The 17,399-nt window shown below is 50.1% G+C and carries 13 protein-coding genes; 12 read left to right on the forward strand and 1 reads right to left on the reverse strand.

What is annotated here, in order from left to right; genetic code table 11:
- Positions 1 to 124: 124 nt before the first annotated feature.
- The 11 genes from NNL21_RS10975 (at position 125) to NNL21_RS11025 (ending at position 14,359) form a co-directional block, all read left to right on the forward strand.
- Complete coding sequence (locus tag NNL21_RS10975) at positions 125 to 2,401, forward strand: hypothetical protein (RefSeq protein ID WP_204820819.1); 2,277 nt, start codon at positions 125 to 127, stop codon at positions 2,399 to 2,401.
- Between the two features lie 399 nt (positions 2,402 to 2,800).
- Positions 2,801 to 4,234, forward strand: coding sequence for a HEAT repeat domain-containing protein (locus tag NNL21_RS10980; protein WP_204820820.1), 1,434 nt, complete (start codon positions 2,801 to 2,803; stop codon positions 4,232 to 4,234).
- Between the two features lie 312 nt (positions 4,235 to 4,546).
- Positions 4,547 to 5,644 (forward strand): mandelate racemase/muconate lactonizing enzyme family protein, encoded by a 1,098-nt coding sequence (locus tag NNL21_RS10985; protein ID WP_204820821.1) that lies wholly within the window; start codon positions 4,547 to 4,549, stop codon positions 5,642 to 5,644.
- Positions 5,645 to 5,798: 154 nt separating this feature from the next.
- A complete protein-coding gene (locus tag NNL21_RS10990) occupies positions 5,799 to 6,593 on the forward strand; it encodes an AraC family transcriptional regulator (protein WP_256555171.1) in 795 nt (264 codons plus the stop codon).
- A gap of 359 nt (positions 6,594 to 6,952) precedes the next feature.
- The gene (locus tag NNL21_RS10995; protein ID WP_204820822.1) at positions 6,953 to 7,741 is read left to right on the forward strand and encodes a DeoR/GlpR family DNA-binding transcription regulator; all 789 of its coding nucleotides are present in this window, start codon (positions 6,953 to 6,955) and stop codon (positions 7,739 to 7,741) included.
- 42 nt (positions 7,742 to 7,783) lie between these two features.
- Complete coding sequence (gene murA, locus NNL21_RS11000; protein ID WP_204820823.1) at positions 7,784 to 9,079, forward strand: UDP-N-acetylglucosamine 1-carboxyvinyltransferase; 1,296 nt, start codon at positions 7,784 to 7,786, stop codon at positions 9,077 to 9,079.
- A 138-nt stretch (positions 9,080 to 9,217) separates the two neighbouring features.
- On the forward strand, positions 9,218 to 9,868 hold the full coding sequence (locus NNL21_RS11005) for a response regulator transcription factor (RefSeq protein ID WP_204820824.1): 651 nt from the start codon (positions 9,218 to 9,220) through the stop codon (positions 9,866 to 9,868).
- 21 nt (positions 9,869 to 9,889) lie between these two features.
- Positions 9,890 to 10,996: a sensor histidine kinase gene (locus NNL21_RS11010; RefSeq protein ID WP_204820925.1), complete on the forward strand. Its 1,107-nt coding sequence runs from the start codon at positions 9,890 to 9,892 to the stop codon at positions 10,994 to 10,996.
- A gap of 123 nt (positions 10,997 to 11,119) precedes the next feature.
- Positions 11,120 to 12,055 carry an ABC transporter ATP-binding protein gene (locus NNL21_RS11015; RefSeq protein ID WP_204820825.1) on the forward strand — a complete coding sequence of 312 codons (936 nt, stop codon included), beginning with the start codon at positions 11,120 to 11,122 and terminating at the stop codon, positions 12,053 to 12,055.
- A 30-nt stretch (positions 12,056 to 12,085) separates the two neighbouring features.
- The gene (locus tag NNL21_RS11020; protein ID WP_204820826.1) at positions 12,086 to 13,210 is read left to right on the forward strand and encodes an ABC transporter permease; all 1,125 of its coding nucleotides are present in this window, start codon (positions 12,086 to 12,088) and stop codon (positions 13,208 to 13,210) included.
- Positions 13,211 to 14,359 (forward strand): ABC transporter permease, encoded by a 1,149-nt coding sequence (locus NNL21_RS11025; protein WP_204820827.1) that lies wholly within the window; start codon positions 13,211 to 13,213, stop codon positions 14,357 to 14,359.
- 195 nt (positions 14,360 to 14,554) lie between these two features.
- Here the strand turns inward: NNL21_RS11025 and NNL21_RS11030 are convergent, their stop codons facing one another.
- The gene (locus NNL21_RS11030) at positions 14,555 to 15,607 is read right to left on the reverse strand and encodes a LacI family DNA-binding transcriptional regulator (RefSeq protein ID WP_204820828.1); all 1,053 of its coding nucleotides are present in this window, start codon (positions 15,605 to 15,607) and stop codon (positions 14,555 to 14,557) included.
- A 429-nt stretch (positions 15,608 to 16,036) separates the two neighbouring features.
- Between NNL21_RS11030 and NNL21_RS11035 the strand changes: the two genes are divergently transcribed.
- Positions 16,037 to 17,377, forward strand: coding sequence for an ABC transporter substrate-binding protein (locus NNL21_RS11035; RefSeq protein ID WP_204820829.1), 1,341 nt, complete (start codon positions 16,037 to 16,039; stop codon positions 17,375 to 17,377).
- Positions 17,378 to 17,399: the final 22 nt, after the last annotated feature.

Here is a 17,399-nt window from a genome sequence, read left to right on the forward strand (position 1 = left end):
AGCCCGTATCGTTCAGCTGCAAATTCGAAGGGGATCCGAAGCCGTCTGTCAGCGTGAAAATATGTGCGTGGAGCGATCCGGAGACGGTGGAAGCGATGACGGGCAATCTGGAGGGCAGCGTTCTATGAGTCACGGTTATGACCGAATGATAAACGAAACCGGCTGCGGAATGGCTTTCAAGCTGACCCAGTACGATGGAGCCAAGCCGATCCGATCAGCAACGGGCAGCTGGGCGGAATCAAGCGGCGAACAGCAGCTTATTCTGGGCGAGTCGTTGTGGAATGTCCGTTATTCCTCGCAATCGGTCGAAGGTAATAAAGAGGCGATCGATTGCCAAGCAACGTTTAAGGTTATCAAGGGAAGCTTGAACGAAGCGGGTGTATCGGTCGGACTGAGGCTGGACCGTTGGTCGCAGGAAGACTACCTGTTGATGCCGGCGGCAGCTTACAACGGCAACCGTTATCGGGTAAGCAAACAAGCGTATCCCCCGATGCTGAGCCTCGAGGATGAGATCGGTCTCGACATTCCGACGACGATTACCGATGTGCCGAGACTCAATCGGAATGAAGGGCCGTCGAAAATCGAATTGCGGACGGGGGATCTGGCTTCTCCAGCCGTCGGGTGCTTCTTGCATCAACAGCAGAAAGGCTTGTTTATGCTGACTTATCAGCGAACGGCTCTAGGCGATTCCGGCTTAACCGTTGAAGAGAATGGCGATCGTTCGGAAGCGCTGATCTCGATTGCGGCTCCTGCAGTGAGAAACTTTACCTACTCGATGTGCAATACGGAAGAGCCTTCCGGCGATCGCGGATACGATTTTCAAGAACAGGACGAGGTGACAATCAAGTTCAGGCTTTATCTGTTCGATTGTCCCGGCATTCCGTCGTTGTTCGATTACTTCTCGCGTATCCGGAAAGACCTGACCGGCCCATCGGCGTTTCGGCATGAAATCCCGTTCTCGGCTTCGTGGGACATTCTGGAGGAGAAATATAACCGGGACAATTGGCAGTCTGATTCCGGCTTTTACCGGTCGTCGACTTCGCCGGATCCGGTGTTCGGCGAATGGCAGACCGGCTGGGTCGGCGGTGCGATCAATACTTATCCGATGCTCGCCATCGGAAGCGGATTGTCCAAAGAGCGATCGATTAGAACGTTGAATTTCTTGTTCGATTCGATCCAGGCTCCTTCGGGATTTTTCTACGGTATCTATTGCAAGGGAAATCGATATGGCGACGCTTTCCGTCGACATGAGGAAATTTCGATCGTTCTGCTGCGCAAAAATGCGGATGTCCTTTACTTTATGGCCAAACAGCTGATGCTGCTGGACAAATTAGGTGAAGAGATCCCGATCGGTTGGAAAGAAGGATTGATTCGGGCTTGCGATGCGTTCGTTCGCTTGTGGAACAAATACGGTCAATTCGGCCAGTTCATTGATCTGGACAAGGAAGAAATCATCATAGGAGGCAGTGCTGGCGCGGGAATTGCTCCTGCAGGGCTAGCATTGGCAGGCCGATATTTCAACCGGCTGGATTACGACTCGATAGCGCAGCAAGCAGGCCAATATTATTACGATCATTTCGTGAAGCAGGGCGTTACGACGGGCGCACCGGGTGAAATATGCCAATGCCCGGACAGCGAGTCGGCATTTGCGCTGTTGGAGTCTTATATCGTCTTGTACGAAGCGACTGGCGACCGCAAATGGCTGGGCATGGCTGAAGAAACGGCAAACCTATGCGCGACTTGGGTTGTGTCTTACGATTACGAATACGCTGAAGAAACGGAATTTCACAAGCTCGATTTGCGTTCATCCGGCGCGGTCTGGGCAAGCGTGCAAAATAAGCATGCGGCGCCGGGAATATGTACGTTATCGGGCGCATCCTTATTTAAGCTGTATCGTGCGACAGCTAACGAATTTTACCTGGAGCTGCTCCAAGATATTGCGCATAACCTGCCGCAATACATGTCCAGGGAGGACCGGCCTCTTCGTATTTCATGGGGCGGCAACCGCAATGGAACCCAATACTCGCCTCCGGGATGGATGGGGGAGCGCGTCAATCTGAGCGATTGGGAAGGCAAAGAGAATATTGGCGAAGTCGCGGGCGGTTCTTGCTGGTGCGAAGTTTCCAACATGTTAACGTATTTGGAAGTGCCCGGCGTGTACATTCAGCCGGATACGGGGAACATTCGCACGATCGATCATGTTGACGCAGAGATCGTTGACAATAATAACGCAGCAATGACGGTGAAGCTCGCAAACCATACGAAATTTACGGCAAGGGTCCGAATATTTGTGGAAAATTCGGACGAGATGAAAAAGGTGTTAGGAGAAAATACATTGCTCGATCATCAAATTATTGTCATTGAGCCTTTCTCCCAATATAGCTTGACAATTCATAAATAGTAAAAACATCTTGCATCGTTCGCGAACTGGAGGCTGAGCTCGACACGGAACTTGGCTATGTAAAGTGGAGCAGCGAAGTTATTATTATTTGTGGCGGAGTGGATGGCTGCTCGTTAACTTAACCTTTGGACGTGAGGGGATATCTGTAACAAAATCTTATTTCAAGCAGATGTGAGAAGGATCCGCCATCGGATCCTTCTCAGGTTTGTTATTGAACTCTCGTACTCCGAAAGCTTAACGTAGAAGAGAATTAGATTTGTTTATCCTCAAGTAACATTCAAATTGACCTTACATTCGTACAAAAAACAGGCAATCTGCTAAATACACCTTTCACCTGTTATGCTATTTTATTGTTGAAAGCAAATAAAGGATGCAACCAAGTGGAAAGGGTGTCATACAGTGGATCCCAAATACTTATTGACTGACGAACAGGTCATTCGGTTTATTACGAGAGGTTACTTAGTGCTCGAGAACGATCTCCCGCCCAGCTTTCATCAATCAATATTGGACAGCATCGCATATCGGTTCGCCGAAGAGGGCAACCCGGGAAACAATATACTCCCGAGTGTCCCACAGCTTGAGAAGTGCTTCAATACACCGGTCGTACAAGGTGCGCTAACCAGTATATTGGGTGACAACTACTACATGCATCCACATCGCCACTGCCATTACAACCAACCGGGTCAAGCCGTCGCGCAAGGATGGCATAAGGACGGTTACTGGAGCTCGATGCGGAGCCATCGGCCATGGTGGGCGATTGTGTTCTACTATACACAGGATATAACGGAAGAGATGGGACCGACCGAGATTATGCCGGGCTCCCAGTATTATGAGAAGTATGCAGGCGAGGATATGGAAACGGGATTGCCGTATGGCAAAGCCGGAACCATGGTCTTGGTTCACTTCGACATGTGGCACAGAGCCTCGCTTAATCGGACGAATATCGACCGGTATATGCTGAAGTTCCAATTTGTCCGGTTGGAACAGCCGGCATATCCCACATGGAATCACCAGAATCCAGAGCTGATCGTACCCGAAGACGCCATATCGCTCTATGATCACCGGCCAATTTGGAATGATGTATGGAATTGGATGCTCGGCCAAGGAAATGAGCGCCGCGGAGGCACAGCAATAGCCGTTCAAGAGCACACCGCGATTCTGCAGGGTGATGATGAGCCGGCGGCATTGAATGCGGCGTATACATTAGGCCAAATGGGAACCGAAGGCGCAGCCGCCTTGCTTGCCGTTATGCGGGACGGCGAAGAAGCTGCAGCCCTCCGTGCCGCATACGGGGTATCGACAGCCGGTCAGGATGCGGTGCCCGGACTGATTGAAGCGTTGAAGACAGAGAATGACAGGCGGGCCGGATATGCGGCATTCGCACTCGGTATGCAGGGGCATACGGCACACCTGGCGGTTCCGGCTCTTATTGAATCACTGGATCACAGCTCCAAGTGGGTCCGGCGGAATGCCGTCGAGGCGTTGGGTATGATCAGACAGCCAGCGAATGAGGTCATTCCGGCGTTAATCCGTGCGCTGAGCATTGAGGATGAGGACGGCAGCGCGGACAAGAGAGCGGATAATCAGAGATATATTCTGCATAAAGTACGATATGCGGCGGCCCTGTCACTCCTGAGAATCGGCCAAGAATCGGCAGCCCGCGCGGCTGTGGCTGCGCTGCGCGACGCTCTGGAGGATGAAGACCGCTACGTAAGGGCGTATGCAAGCGAAGCGTTGACCTTTATCAAGTCTGATGAGGCCGTCGAAACGCTGATTGCATTCTTCCGCAAATCCCGCTGGTGCTCCTCCACCAACAAGAGCAGTACATTTTAGAGAGTGTTAGATAAGATATGCGTTAGAGTGAGGACTTCATTATTCGGAAGTCCTTTGTTTCTTTGCGTGCATGGTTTATGAACAGCAGAACAAGACCATTCTGCTCCGGTAACGGATGATGGAAGGATTGGAAGAACCAAGCGTGAATAATTAATAGGATAGAGATCATAGAGGGGTAGGCCGGCCCACACCGGAGAATATAACGCGGCTTTATGACTGGCAAGCAAACAGCAAGCTTCATTAAGAAGAGCTCCCAGCCTGCAGCAGGAGTCCCTGGCAAGGTTATTCATCTCATAAATTGGAGGAGAGACCATGAAAATTACGAAGGTCGAAAGCTTCGTCCTGCATGTGCCGATTACGCCCCCGATTACAGACGCGATTAATGCCGCGACGCACTGGGGGCTTGCCGGAATCCGCATCTATACGGATGAAGGGATTACCGGGTATGGTTACACGGGCACTACCGCCAAAGGTGACGAGATGATCGTCGAAACGATCGACCGTTACTATGGACCGGCGCTGATCGGGAAAGATCCGTTTATGGTCAAGGAAATTTGGGATGAGCTGCGCTTTGGCAGCATGCACTGGATTGGCCGCGCAGGCATCACGCATATGGCGCTTGCCGCAGTGGACATCGCCCTATGGGATATTATGGCGAAAGCGGCAAACAAGCCGCTGTGGCAGTATTTGGGCGGACATAAGTCCAAGAAGATTAAGGCTTACAATACGAACGGCGGATGGTTAAACTGGAGTAAAGAGCGTTTGATCAAGGACGTGACCGAAATCGTAGAGTCCGGCTTTACCGGTGTCAAAATCAAAGTCGGCAAGCCGGATCCGCGCGAGGATTACGACCGGTGCAAAGCGGTGCGCAAGGTCATCGGAGACGACGTCATCTTTATGATCGACGTCAATCAGCAGTGGAACATCAATACGGCGATGACATGGGGCAAGAAACTGGAAGAGTTCGATCTCTATTGGCTGGAGGAGCCGCTCAACCCGGACGATGTAATGAACCACCGCAAATTGGCCGATGCGCTGAATGTGCCTATTGCGCTTGGCGAGCATGTATACAGCAAGTACGCATTCCGCGATTATATCCATCAAGGAGCGGTCGAGTATGTACAGGTTGACGTGACACGCGTAGGCGGCATTACCGAGTGGATGCAGGTGGCGGGGCTTGCAGCTTCATACGATTTGCCGATATGTCCTCATGTAGGCGATATGGGACAAATTCATCAGCATCTCGTCGCCTCCACGCAGAATGCGATTATGCTCGAGTACATCCCTTGGATTCGCGACATCTTCGTCGAGCCCGCAACCGTTAAGGACGGCCATTATGTGCTGCCGGAGCTGCCGGGGGCTTCGACAGAAATCATTCCCGCATATTTTGACAAATATCGTGTTAGATAAAGATGATTTGTATTCTCTTTCCGGAAGGGGAAGCTTGCAAAAATGGCTGATCCAGTGAAGGCGGTGGAAGACGATAGACTTCTCGCAGCTGCATCCCTATGTCTACTTCGCCACGCGCTATTCTTTTGTTAAAGAACAGTCCAGCTTGTCCAGGATGTGCTATACCAGCTCCCTGTACCTGATCAGCGAGGGGAAGGGGGTTATCCGTACAGACGGACGCAGCTATGAAACAAGTGCGGGAGCCCTGGTCTATATTCCCGCCGGGCAGCCTCACGACTGGATCGCCGACCCGCTTGATCCGATGGTTCATATTTGCTGCTATTTCGACTGGCACTATGTGGACCGCAAGCAGGAATTCGAGTGGCCTAGCTACATTTGCTATGATCCCGAGCTGTTGCGTCCTTCGCTTGTCGGTCCGAAGTTCCCTTTTGCCATTCCGGAATATACGAAGGTAGAGAATCTTCAGGTCTGGATAGATTGGTTTCGCAGCTTCTATACGTCCAATAAATATTCGAGCGAGGCGACGTATATGCGAAGCCTGAACGTTCAGAGCCACTTCCAGCGGTTTATCGAATACTTTCTCGCTTACGTGCTGGATCACGACAAAATTCCTGACCCGCGTATGGATAAAATCTTGGAGCAGCTGGAACGGGACCTGCTCAGCGGGCCTCCCAAGCCGCTCAAAACGTACTACGAGAATCTTCATATAAGCGCGGGATATTTTTTTGAGCTGTTCAAGAAGGGGACGGGCTTCACCCCTATACAATATGTTCATCGCTTCCGAATTAACCGATCCAAGGACGACCTGCTGCACTCGGAGCTTAGCGTAACGGAAATCGCGCAGAAATATCATTTTGCTTCCGTGCACTATTTCTCTAAGCTGTTCCGCAAGGTAACGGGGCTTTCGCCTCGCGAATACCGGGATCAGATGGGAGCCCATGACCGCTGAAGGATGTACAGTTCTGCTTTGCCGAGTAGACGCGTTAACACCCATATGCGTTGTTTCATATTAATAAGAAGCGGACCGGTGTTGCGAACCGGTCCGCTTCTCCTATGTTGTCGGAACGCAGACCATGAATGCCGCAACAAGCGTGTCCGAATTATTAAGCAAACCTTTAGGAGAAAGGGTGCAACATAAATTTGACCAGAGACGTTATGGTTATGAATTGGGCCAGCAGCTGTTATCATATTAGTAAAAGTGAAACAACATGCTGAAACGTGTAAGAATATATTGACGAAACCGAAACATAATGAATAAAATGGATAGTGTAAGGTCATACCAAAGGATAATTATCGCAGGGGGCTGAAATGCTAACGGAAGAGCGTCGACAACAAATATTGGAACTGCTTCAACGGAACCAACGCATCGTTGCCAAGGATCTTGCCGACATGTTTCAAATATCGGTCGACTCCATACGCAGAGACTTGACGATTATGGAAGAGCAGGGGCTGCTGAAGAAAACGTACGGGGGAGCGATTCCGGTCACGCAGCTTCGAAGCCCCCCACTTCCGGAGTCCTTACGTTATGGAGAAGGGGCGTACCATCAGAACGCAATATCCAAGCTGGCTGCCACCTATATAGAAGAAAATGATAACGTGTTTATCGGCGGCGCCGGTATTCACTATGGCATGCTGAAGTATCTTTCCAGAACGATGCCTTTCACCGTCGTAACGAATTCGCTAAAAATTGCCCAGACGATTAGAGAATGGGACAATATCGAATCCTATTTGATCGGCGGAAGGCTCAGATCGGCTTCCGGGAATCTCATCGATCCGTTAGCGATTGAACAAATCCGCCGATTCTCGTTGGATGTGAGCTTTCTAACAGGTGGAGGAGTATCATCCAAAGGCATAAGCACCACAACCCCGGATGGAGCTAGCTTTGCCCGGGCGGTAAGCGAGATATCGCGACGAAAGATAGGCCTTGCCCCCCATGAGAAATTAGGGATCGATATGTTCGCAAGGACACTGCCCATACACGAATTGGATTTGGTCATCACGGATGCGGAAGCCCCGGCAAGCGTCATCCAAGAAATCGAAGGCAAAGGTGTGGAAGTGGTTATAGCTGCCGTGGAAGCTGATTCGAGCGGGTTATAGCCTTCCACCTCTATCACAGACCAAGAAAGAAGGGGAAAAAACATGAGATGGATCGAAGTGGAACGCGCTTCGGGCTTGAATGGGACAGTCAAGATCCCCGGCTCCAAGAATAGCTCATTAGCTTTACTGGCTGCCGCCTGCTTGTCGGATGAGCCTGTGAGATTGATAGGTATACCGGAGATTGCCGACTTTAAGGTGATGTGCGAAATCGCTGAAGATATCGGAATACAGATGTATCGCGAGTCATCCGGAGAGGTGTATATTGATCCGCGCCATATTCAAGCCGCATCGATCGATCCCCACAAAGCAGCTATGTTCCGTACATCCTATTATTTTGTCGGAGCGCTTCTTGCCAAATGCGGGAAGGTCACTGTCGGGTATCCCGGCGGCGATGATTTTGTGAAACGCCCTATCGACCAGCATTTCAAAGCGTTAAAGTCACTGGGAGCATCCGTTGCGCATTATCAGCATCATTATGAAGTGAAAGCCAAGGAACTGAAGGGCTCGGATGTTTACTTCGATATGATAACGTCCGGCGCGACCATTAACAGCATCCTGGCAGCCGTTCGCGCCAAAGGTCAAACGGTGCTGCGAAACGCCGCGAAGGATCCTGAGGTCGTCGATACCGCCATACTCTTGAATCAGATGGGTGCCAGAATCAGCGGTGCCGGAACGGACACGATTCGTATTGAAGGCGTCCGGTATCTTCGAGGCTGTACGTATACGGTCATACCGGACCGGTTAATTGCAGGATCGTTCCTGATTTCCGCCGGCATGACAGGAGGAGCAGTAACCGTCGAGGATGTCATCCCGGAGCATCTGAACTCCTGTATCGCGAAGCTAAAGGAAATCGGTTTGCATATCGAGACAAGTGCGAATGCAGTCACGGCATATTCAACTGGAGCATTAAGAGCTACGCGGGTTAGGACGGCCATGTATCCCGGCTTCGCGACCGACCTTCAGCAGCCTCTGACAGCCCTGCTTACCCAAGCACCGGGAAAAAGCATCATCAGCGACAGGATCTACCCCCAAAGATTCAATCATGTGTATCAATTAAGACGGATGGGAGCGAATATCGACCTTCGCGCGGGAACCGCATTTGTGAAAGGCGGCGCTCCGCTTCGGGGTAATTTAGTGCATGCAACCGATATTCGGGCGGGCATTTGCCTTCTTCTTGCCGGTTTGGCTGCGGAAGGACGAACGAGCATTACCGGCATTCAACATTTCGAAAGAGGCTACGAGAACATTGTTGAAGCATTCCGTTCCTTGGGCGCGAACATTGGGGAACATGATTCGAACGATGGCCATATGGAGCTGTTGCAGGTAACACGATCTTAATCAAAGTCGTATGAAAGACTGCCGCGGGGCAGTCTTTTTGGCTTTCTCTGACGAAGCATGAAGCTGTTATCTTCGAAATTTGGAATAGAATATCCCCCGTAGCCCATGTAGAATATGGAATAGGGAGTGTGATCCAAGTTGAAAATCAAAGTCATCATTGCCGATGACAATTCTTTCGTCCGGGAAGGGATGAAGATTATTCTGAACACCTTCGATGAGTTCGACATTCTGGCGACCGTGGAGGATGGCGAGGAAGCCGTACAATACTGCGAGCACCATGCCGTGGATGTAGCGCTGCTGGACATTCGAATGCCGAAGATGAACGGGGTGGAAGCGACCAGGCTTCTGTGTGAGCGAACGGCAACGAAGCCGCTCATCTTGACCACGTTCGATGATGATGAATATATTCTCGATGCAATTAAATACGGAGCCAAGGGCTACCTGCTGAAGAATAATGATCCGGAACGGATCCGAGACGCCATCAAGACCATCTATAACGGGCATCATGTGCTGCAGGATGTGGTATTGGATAAGCTGAAATCCGGTCTCGTCACAGGCAAGGAAAGCGCGACCAGCGGTGGGGACAAGATCGATAGAAGCCAATTCACGGAGAGAGAACTGGACATTATGGCGCTGATCGCCAAGGGGCTGGCCAACAAGGAGATTGCGAAGAAGCTGTTTATTTCGGATGGAACCGTGGCTAACCACATTACCTCGATCCTGAGCAAGACGGGACTGGAGCATCGGACGCAAATTGCCATCTATTATCTGACAGGAGAACGAAACTGAGTGTACGAACGAGGAACGTCTATGGAGTTCTGGACAATCATCAATAAGATCGTCCTGATGCTCTACGTCATAAGTCTGACCTACGTCTCCGCAGCCGAAATAACGCCATGGTATACGTTATCCGTTCTGCTGTACCTATGCTTGAATATCGCGGTCTATATTCTGAAGGCTAACGTAATGCCTCTGATATCGGCGCTTACCGTCGCGCTGATTGCCACCGTATTTGTCTACGTCCACCCGCTGCTGATCCTTCTGCTCCCGGTGAGTCTATATGAGCTGGTATCGTACTATAGCAAGAGAAGCGTCATCGTCTTCTTGTTGATGCTGGCCCCTTGTACGTTCCTTCCGCATGATCTGCTCATCGAATACGGGTTCATCGCCTTGCTGAGCGGTGCTTATTTGACTCTCCTCAGAACGTACTCGGGGAGAATCAAATCGTATAGGGAAGAGCTGGAGCGCATGCGCGGCGATCTCCATCAATTAACGAACCGTCTGCACGAGAACAATGATTATATCAGGCAGTCGGAGTACATGTTCAAGCTGGAAGAACGCAATCGGCTGTCTCAAGAAATCCATGACAGTATCGGGCATTCCATGACCGGTGCGCTCATCCAGATGGAAGCCGCGAAGCGATTGATTACCGCAGATGCGGAGAAGTCGGCCGAGCTGCTGCAGAATGCAATCCATATTTCCAAAGACGGGATCGAGAGCATCCGCCTTGTACTCAAGAATATGAAGCCGCCTACGGAACAGCTCGGCATCAACCGCATGAGAATATTCATCGACGAGTTCGCGGCTAAACATCCGATCAAGCCCGCATTCACCTACGAGGGCAATGTCGATCTCATCTCCCCGTTTCATTGGAGAATCATTCAGGAGAATGTGAAGGAAGCATTGACCAACACCATGAAATATTCGAGCGCTACCGCGATTTCCATACATATTCAGGTGCTGAATACGCTTATTAAGGCTCAAGTATCCGACAACGGCAGTGGAGCGTCGAAAGTGGTCAAAGGACTAGGGATCATCGGCATGGAGGAAAGGGCGGCGGCCGTTAACGGCACGGTTATTGTGGACGGCTCACGGGGCTTTTCCGTCACTACTTTGATTCCATACCAGGATCAATGAATATTTGGGGATCGCATAACATGAAGATTCTCATGGGTAAGGATGAACTTGTGCACTACCGCAGGTTCATCCTTTTTTTGTACGATAAGAGTAACTTAAAGACGAAGCGGGAGGATGCAGCGTATGAACGTTCTTGAGATCAATAAGCTTACGAAACAATTCGGTGATTTCATCGCCGTGGATAATCTATCGTTGTCCATCCAGGATGGCGAGATATTCGGATTTCTCGGGGCGAACGGAGCGGGCAAGAGCACGGCGATCAATATGATTACCTCGCTGCTGCCCATAACCAGAGGCCAGATCGAAATCCTCGGCAAGAACATCGTGAAGCATAGCAAGTTCGCGAAGGCGAATATCGGTATCGTGCCGCAGGAGCTGGCGATCTATGAGGATATGACGGCGTATGAGAACGTTCAATTTTTTGCCGGACTCTATGGATTAAGGGGTTCGTTATTGAAGAGCAGGGCAGAAGAAGCGCTCGCGTTCGTCGGGCTCGAAGACAAGCATCGGAGCTATTCAAAAAATTTCTCAGGGGGCATGAAGAGGAGGCTGAATATCGCCTGTGCCATCGCCCACAGGCCGAAGCTGATCATTATGGATGAACCGACCGTGGGCATCGACCCGCAATCCAGGAGCTATATTCTGAATTCCATCAAGAAGCTGAATGAGATGGGAAGCACGATTATTTATACGAGCCATTACATGGAGGAGGTCGAGGAGATTTGCACCCGAATCGCCATCATCGACCATGGCAAGATTATTGCGCAAGGGACGAAGCAGCAGCTCAAAGCCATCATTACGAACCAGAAGAACATTAGCATTGAAGTCCGATCGGTCGAGCAGCTGGATGTGGAGAAGCTAAGGGATATCGTCGGCGTCAATACGGTCGAGTTGGCCGATGCGGTCATTAGAATCAGCTCCGATGCCGAGATTAACAACCTGAACAAAATCATTCAACAATTGATGGCAAGCGGGATGGAAATCCGTTCAGTGGAGGCGGATGAGCCGAATTTGGAGACGGTGTTTCTGACATTGACCGGCCGGAGCTTGAGGGACTAGGAGCCGATTTAACCTTAGGGGGCAAGAGTAATGAATATCCTTCGAATTGCGATAAAAGAATTGAAGGTCTTCCGGGATTTCAAGATGGCTGTATTCATGTTGATTACACCTGTTGTACTTATACTCATATTAGGTACAGCGATGTCGAATATGTTTAACGGCAGCATGGCAGTGGGCGATATTCGTGTTCTGTATCAAGACAATAGCACGCCCGGCAGCGCGATAGCCAAGCAGTGGGAATCCTTCGCCCGGGAGGCTGGAAAATCCGGCATTCTCTTCGAGAAGGCGGGAGGGGATAAGGATGGCATACTGGAGGTGCAGAATAGCCAGTATACCGGGTTTACGGTAATTGCCGACAGCGGACTGAGTTATTACGGGAACAACCGCAGCAGTGTTGAAGGCAGTATCGTTCAAGGGATGCTTGCGGCCTTCGCGGATCGTTATAAGCTGGCCGCCGAAGTGGCGAAGGCGGACTTGAAGCTGCCGGCGAACCCGGCTCAGCCGGGCGCGGGAGGCGGGGATTACGTGCAAGAAGCCTCGCTTGATGCAGCGAAGCAGCCGGGTTCCTTGGATTACTTTGCCGTCGCAGTGACGACCTTGATCATCTTGTACAGCGCACTATCGGCCGACCATTTGATCAAGAGCGAGAAAAAACGTCATACGGACATTCGATTGATGGCGTCTCCGATAACCAAAGCGGAAATTTTGACGGGAAAGATTGTGGGTACATTTCTGCTTAATTTCCTGTTCATGATCATCGTTGTCCTCATCAGTAAATATGTATTCGATGCCAATTGGGGCGACAATATGGGCCTGGTAATCCTGGTCCTATCCACAGAGATTGTATTCGCTCTCGGCTTGGGACTTGGGATCAGCTATATTATCAGAGGGGAAGCGTCGGGAGCGGTTATTATGATTATTATCCAGATTGCGGCCTTCGTGGGAGGATCGTACTATCCGAGCGAGGATAGCACGGGAATCTTTCGGACATTATCATCCTATTCACCGCTGCAGTGGACCAACGACGCTATCCTGCAGTTGATCTATGCGGATCATATCTCGGCATCCATAACCGCCATGCTGCTTAATATGGGCGGCGCTGCGCTGCTGCTGACGATTGCTGCCGTAACAATGCGAAGAAGGGAGGGGCTGTAAATGAGCGACACATTATGGTTGATCCGCAAAACGTTGATCACGACCTTCAAAAACTACAAAAATTTACTGCTGTATATCGGCATGCCCATCGTTGGAATTCTATTGGCTAGTCTCATTCATGGCGGTTCGGGAGAGACCACGCTGCGCCTTGGTATCGTCAATCACGATGAAGGCCAGACGGTGACGGAAGATACGGTTCAATTCATCAAGCAATTGGATCATGTAGAGGCAAGCGGGATCAAGGAGTCAGAAGCGAATGATCTCATCGTGTCAGGGGAATTGGATGCCGTTCTGATCTTTCAAGGCGGTTTCGCAGAAAGCTTACGGAGCGGCAAGCCGGAAAGCGTCCGGATCGTCTCGATCAAAGGGACGCAGGTTACGGGATATGTCAGTTCGTACTTGAACGCCTATATTGACAATTTGGCCACTATCGGCCGGACGGTTCAAGGCGATGCGGCATCTTTTGACGTCATCTATAACGGATATCGGCAGGCGGATTTCGAACTATCGAAGACCATGGTAGAGGATCGGTCCGTAAGTCAAGGAATGACCAAGCAAACCATCGGCTATCTCCTTATCTTCATGCTGTTCTCGGCAGTCAATTTGTCGGGCATTATCATCAAAGAAAAAGAGAACCGGACCTACTTCCGGCTCCTAGCCTCGCCGATTAGCGCCCGAACGTATGTGATCTCGAATGTGATCGTGAATTTATTCATGATGATGATCCAAATTGCAGTGACGCTGATCGTCATGATCCGGATGTTCGATATTGATCCAGGTATTCCGTTCTGGCAAATGTTCTTGATCCTTCTGCTGTTTGCTCTCGTAGCGGTTGCCTTGTCCCTCGTGATCGTGGCGTTCGCGGGCAGCTCCATGGCGGCAAGCGCGTTGCAGAATATGCTCATCATGCCGACCTGTCTTCTTGCCGGATGCTTATTTCCGATCGAACTCATGCCGGCATCCATTCAGCGCTTCGCGGAATTTCTGCCGCAGCATTGGCTGCTGGATACGTTCAGCAAGCTTCAACTCGGTAGTTCACTCGACAGCGTATTATTGAATCTTGGGATATTGCTGGCATTCGCCGCGGCGCTGTCGCTAATTGCTATCTATAAGTTTGGAAGGAATCGAGATATGCGAAGCTATATATAAGCGCGGATAGAATGCAATTGCTGATAATAGACTCCGAACGGAAGGGCTGCCGGTTGGCGGCCCTTCGTGTTGGATGGCAGGAACCCCATTGATCGTATCCATATCCACATCCACATCTTCAAGCAGGGCAGGCTCAGAATAAAAAGCGAGGTGGGCAGAGAAGGTCAGCTCACACTCGCTTTTTTTGTAGACGCTTCAAGCCAATGGGGCGCTTGTCGTTTTTTTAATAATCATTTTACCCGCGAACAAAATTTTCTCATAGTCCGCAGCGGGTTGTTCGGAGCGTCTTTGCAGCATTTCGACCGCTCTTCTGCCCAGGGCGTTCTTAGCGCTGAGAACTGTCGTAATCCCAAAAGAATGAGCGTCAAGGTCATCGAATCCGGTAACGGAGCAATCACGCGGAACTTGAAGCCCCATTACTTGAAGCGTTTCAATAACGACGTCGGCCATATGATCGTTAATGCAAACGAATGCTGTGGGAAGAGCGTTCTTGGATTGGAGCGCAATAAACTGACTCAACGCCGCTTCACGAACCTTTTCCGGCTGCATATCGAATAATTTGAGCAGGTCGGGGTGTTGATTCGAGGCGATTCCATTATCCTCCAACGCCGCCGAATAGCCCTTCCATCTGTCATAGTAGCTTCTGATAATGGAAATATCGCCTACGAATTGCAGGTTACGGTGGCCGAGACCGATCAAGTATGAAGTAAGCTGCCTCGTGCAATCGAAATTGTTCATGAAGATCGAATCCGATGGGATAAAAGGATCCTCATGATCGACCAGTACGAAGGGGAGGCCGAGATTGTTGATTTCCAGAACGATTTGCGTGGGGATGAACCCGACGCATATATAGCCTAGCAGCCCTTCTTGGTTAATGGCCGAGAATAAATGATCGGATAGCTGCTCGGTGATGAGGATCATGTTTAATTCTGCTTTTTCGATGCTCTCCGTTATGCCTTCAAGAATTTTTCCCCAATAGGGATTGTCCTTGGTCTGATCCCTTAAATTCGGAATAACGACGGCGATGACTCTCTTGGCAGGAGCGCTGCTTTGGATCTCGCGATCTTTCGTTTTCGCTTTATGCGATTTCGACAGTTGGTTGAAATATCCGAGCTTCGTAGCGGCCTCGATGATTTTGTCGCGCGTATCGGGAGTGACTCCCGATTTCCCCGCTAGCGCCCGAGAAACAGCAAACTTCGAGAATCCGACTGAATCGGCGATACTTTGCAGTGTTACTTTACGAGACATCTTTCTCTCTCCTTCTGAAAACGAACAAATCGATGATCTTCTACCCTTAATCATATAAAAAAAATAACGAAATAACAACCTGATCATTGTTATTTGTTGTATTTTCATTTTTGTTAGATAACAAATTTGAATTAATATTCCGCTGTCTAAAGGAGGTTAACACTGGTTTTGAGCTGGTTTCGTTACAAAAAGCAACAGGTTAGTTAGGCTGAATAATAGGGTTTTTAAAATAACGTATTGACTTTTGTTTTCCCTATGTTATTCTTAAAAACGAAATGTTAGATAACTTATATGATAATTTTTTGGTCTTTATCTAATATTTTGGATTTCTGCAAACGTTTGGAGGCGGAAAGCGGATGGTGTGAAACGAAGCGATAGGTTGCTGCAGAACAATGCACGGAATTCATACTTATATTGGGGGTTAGGTAAATGAAAGCTGTGAAAGCGGTTTTATCATTAAGCTTGATTATTGCCATGCTGGTGGTTACGGCGGCGTGTTCGTCAGGAAACTCCTCTTCGGAGACGAATGCAAGCAAAGGCGGCGCGGATAATGATGCGCAGCAGAATGATGGGTCGAAGGAAGTTACAATCAAATATTCGCGTTGGGCTACTGGAGAAGAGGAAGTGAATTTCCGGGCATGGTTGGATGAGTTTGAGAAATCTCATCCGAATATTAAAGTGGAGTCTGAATTTATGCCTTACGATACATACAACTCCAAAGTGAAGACGGATCTGATTTCGGGCAATGCCCCGGACGTCATCGGTCTTACTGCCAGCGACTGGTCAGCCTACATCTACTCGAACGTTTTCTTGGACCTGAATACACTGCCGGGAGCAAAGGAAGTTTTCGGTCAGTTAACTGAGGATTCGGTAACCGCTTTCAATGTAGAAGGTGCACAATTAGGGGCTCCGGTCGGTGTAGGCCGTAGGGTTCCATTCATCAATAAGGATTTGTTCGCCAAAGCCAACGTGCCGCTTCCTTCCCAGACAGAGCCCATGACCGCGGCTCAATGGGTGGACATGATGAAGAAGGTTCAAGCGGGACTTGATGGCGACATGATGGCGGCCAATTTATTTCCCGAGGAGCTATTGGATTCCTTAGCGTTAAGTGCCGGTGCTCCGATTCTTTCCCAAGGCGGTAAGAAGGTGATGATCAATACGCCGGAGGGAGTAAAAGCGATTCAGGCATTCAAGGATATCATGGCAAGCGGAGCGCAAGTACCAATTCTCGATGTATGGAAGGGCGCTTATGGAAATCCGGACAGCGCGTTATCAACCGGAAAAGTGGCGATTGGCTGGACAGGAACCTGGAGCGTGGGATCGATGAAAGAAGGCAGCATCAACTACATGTCCATTCCGGCACCAATCGTGGAAGGCGGGAAAGTCACGCAAGTCGGCTATCTCAACTCGCATGTCATCCCTGCCGCGTCGAAGAATAAAGAAGCCGCATGGGAGCTTGTCCAATGGATGGTTTCCAAAGAAGGGCAGCTTTCGTTCGGTAAATTTTCCGATCTACCCGTTCACAAGGAAGCGCTGGATGAGACACAGAAGGCGCTTGAAGCTGAGGATCCAGACGCCTTTACCGGATTCGCCGCTGCTAAGGCAAGCGTCGTTCCGACTCCTCCATTCCCGTCGGACTTTGACACGCTGCGGAAGGGACTTCAAAGCAAAGTCGTTTCGGATAAAGTGACGGCGCAGCAATTCGCCGAGCAGCTGGAGAAAGACGGCCAGCCGATGCTGGACAAGTATCAAGCAAATATCGGAAAGTAAGCTGCAGCAGAAAGGGAATGCC

Source organism: Paenibacillus mendelii (genome assembly GCF_024498075.1).
Taxonomy (GTDB): domain Bacteria; phylum Bacillota; class Bacilli; order Paenibacillales; family Paenibacillaceae; genus Paenibacillus_Z; species Paenibacillus_Z mendelii.

Excerpts from the sequence above, each read along its gene's own strand:
- murA (WP_204820823.1), top strand. The coding sequence starts at position 7,784 with ATGAGATGGATCGAAGTGGAACGCGCTTCGGGCTTGAATGGGACAGTC.
- NNL21_RS10990 (WP_256555171.1), top strand. The coding sequence starts at position 5,799 with ATGTGCTATACCAGCTCCCTGTACCTGATCAGCGAGGGGAAGGGGGTT.
- NNL21_RS11030 (WP_204820828.1), bottom strand. The coding sequence starts at position 15,607 with ATGTCTCGTAAAGTAACACTGCAAAGTATCGCCGATTCAGTCGGATTC.
- NNL21_RS11020 (WP_204820826.1), top strand. The coding sequence starts at position 12,086 with ATGAATATCCTTCGAATTGCGATAAAAGAATTGAAGGTCTTCCGGGAT.
- NNL21_RS11015 (WP_204820825.1), top strand. The coding sequence starts at position 11,120 with ATGAACGTTCTTGAGATCAATAAGCTTACGAAACAATTCGGTGATTTC.
- NNL21_RS10975 (WP_204820819.1), top strand. The coding sequence starts at position 125 with ATGAGTCACGGTTATGACCGAATGATAAACGAAACCGGCTGCGGAATG.
- NNL21_RS11025 (WP_204820827.1), top strand. The coding sequence starts at position 13,211 with ATGAGCGACACATTATGGTTGATCCGCAAAACGTTGATCACGACCTTC.
- NNL21_RS10985 (WP_204820821.1), top strand. The coding sequence starts at position 4,547 with ATGAAAATTACGAAGGTCGAAAGCTTCGTCCTGCATGTGCCGATTACG.
- NNL21_RS11010 (WP_204820925.1), top strand. The coding sequence starts at position 9,890 with ATGGAGTTCTGGACAATCATCAATAAGATCGTCCTGATGCTCTACGTC.
- NNL21_RS11035 (WP_204820829.1), top strand. The coding sequence starts at position 16,037 with ATGAAAGCTGTGAAAGCGGTTTTATCATTAAGCTTGATTATTGCCATG.
- NNL21_RS10995 (WP_204820822.1), top strand. The coding sequence starts at position 6,953 with ATGCTAACGGAAGAGCGTCGACAACAAATATTGGAACTGCTTCAACGG.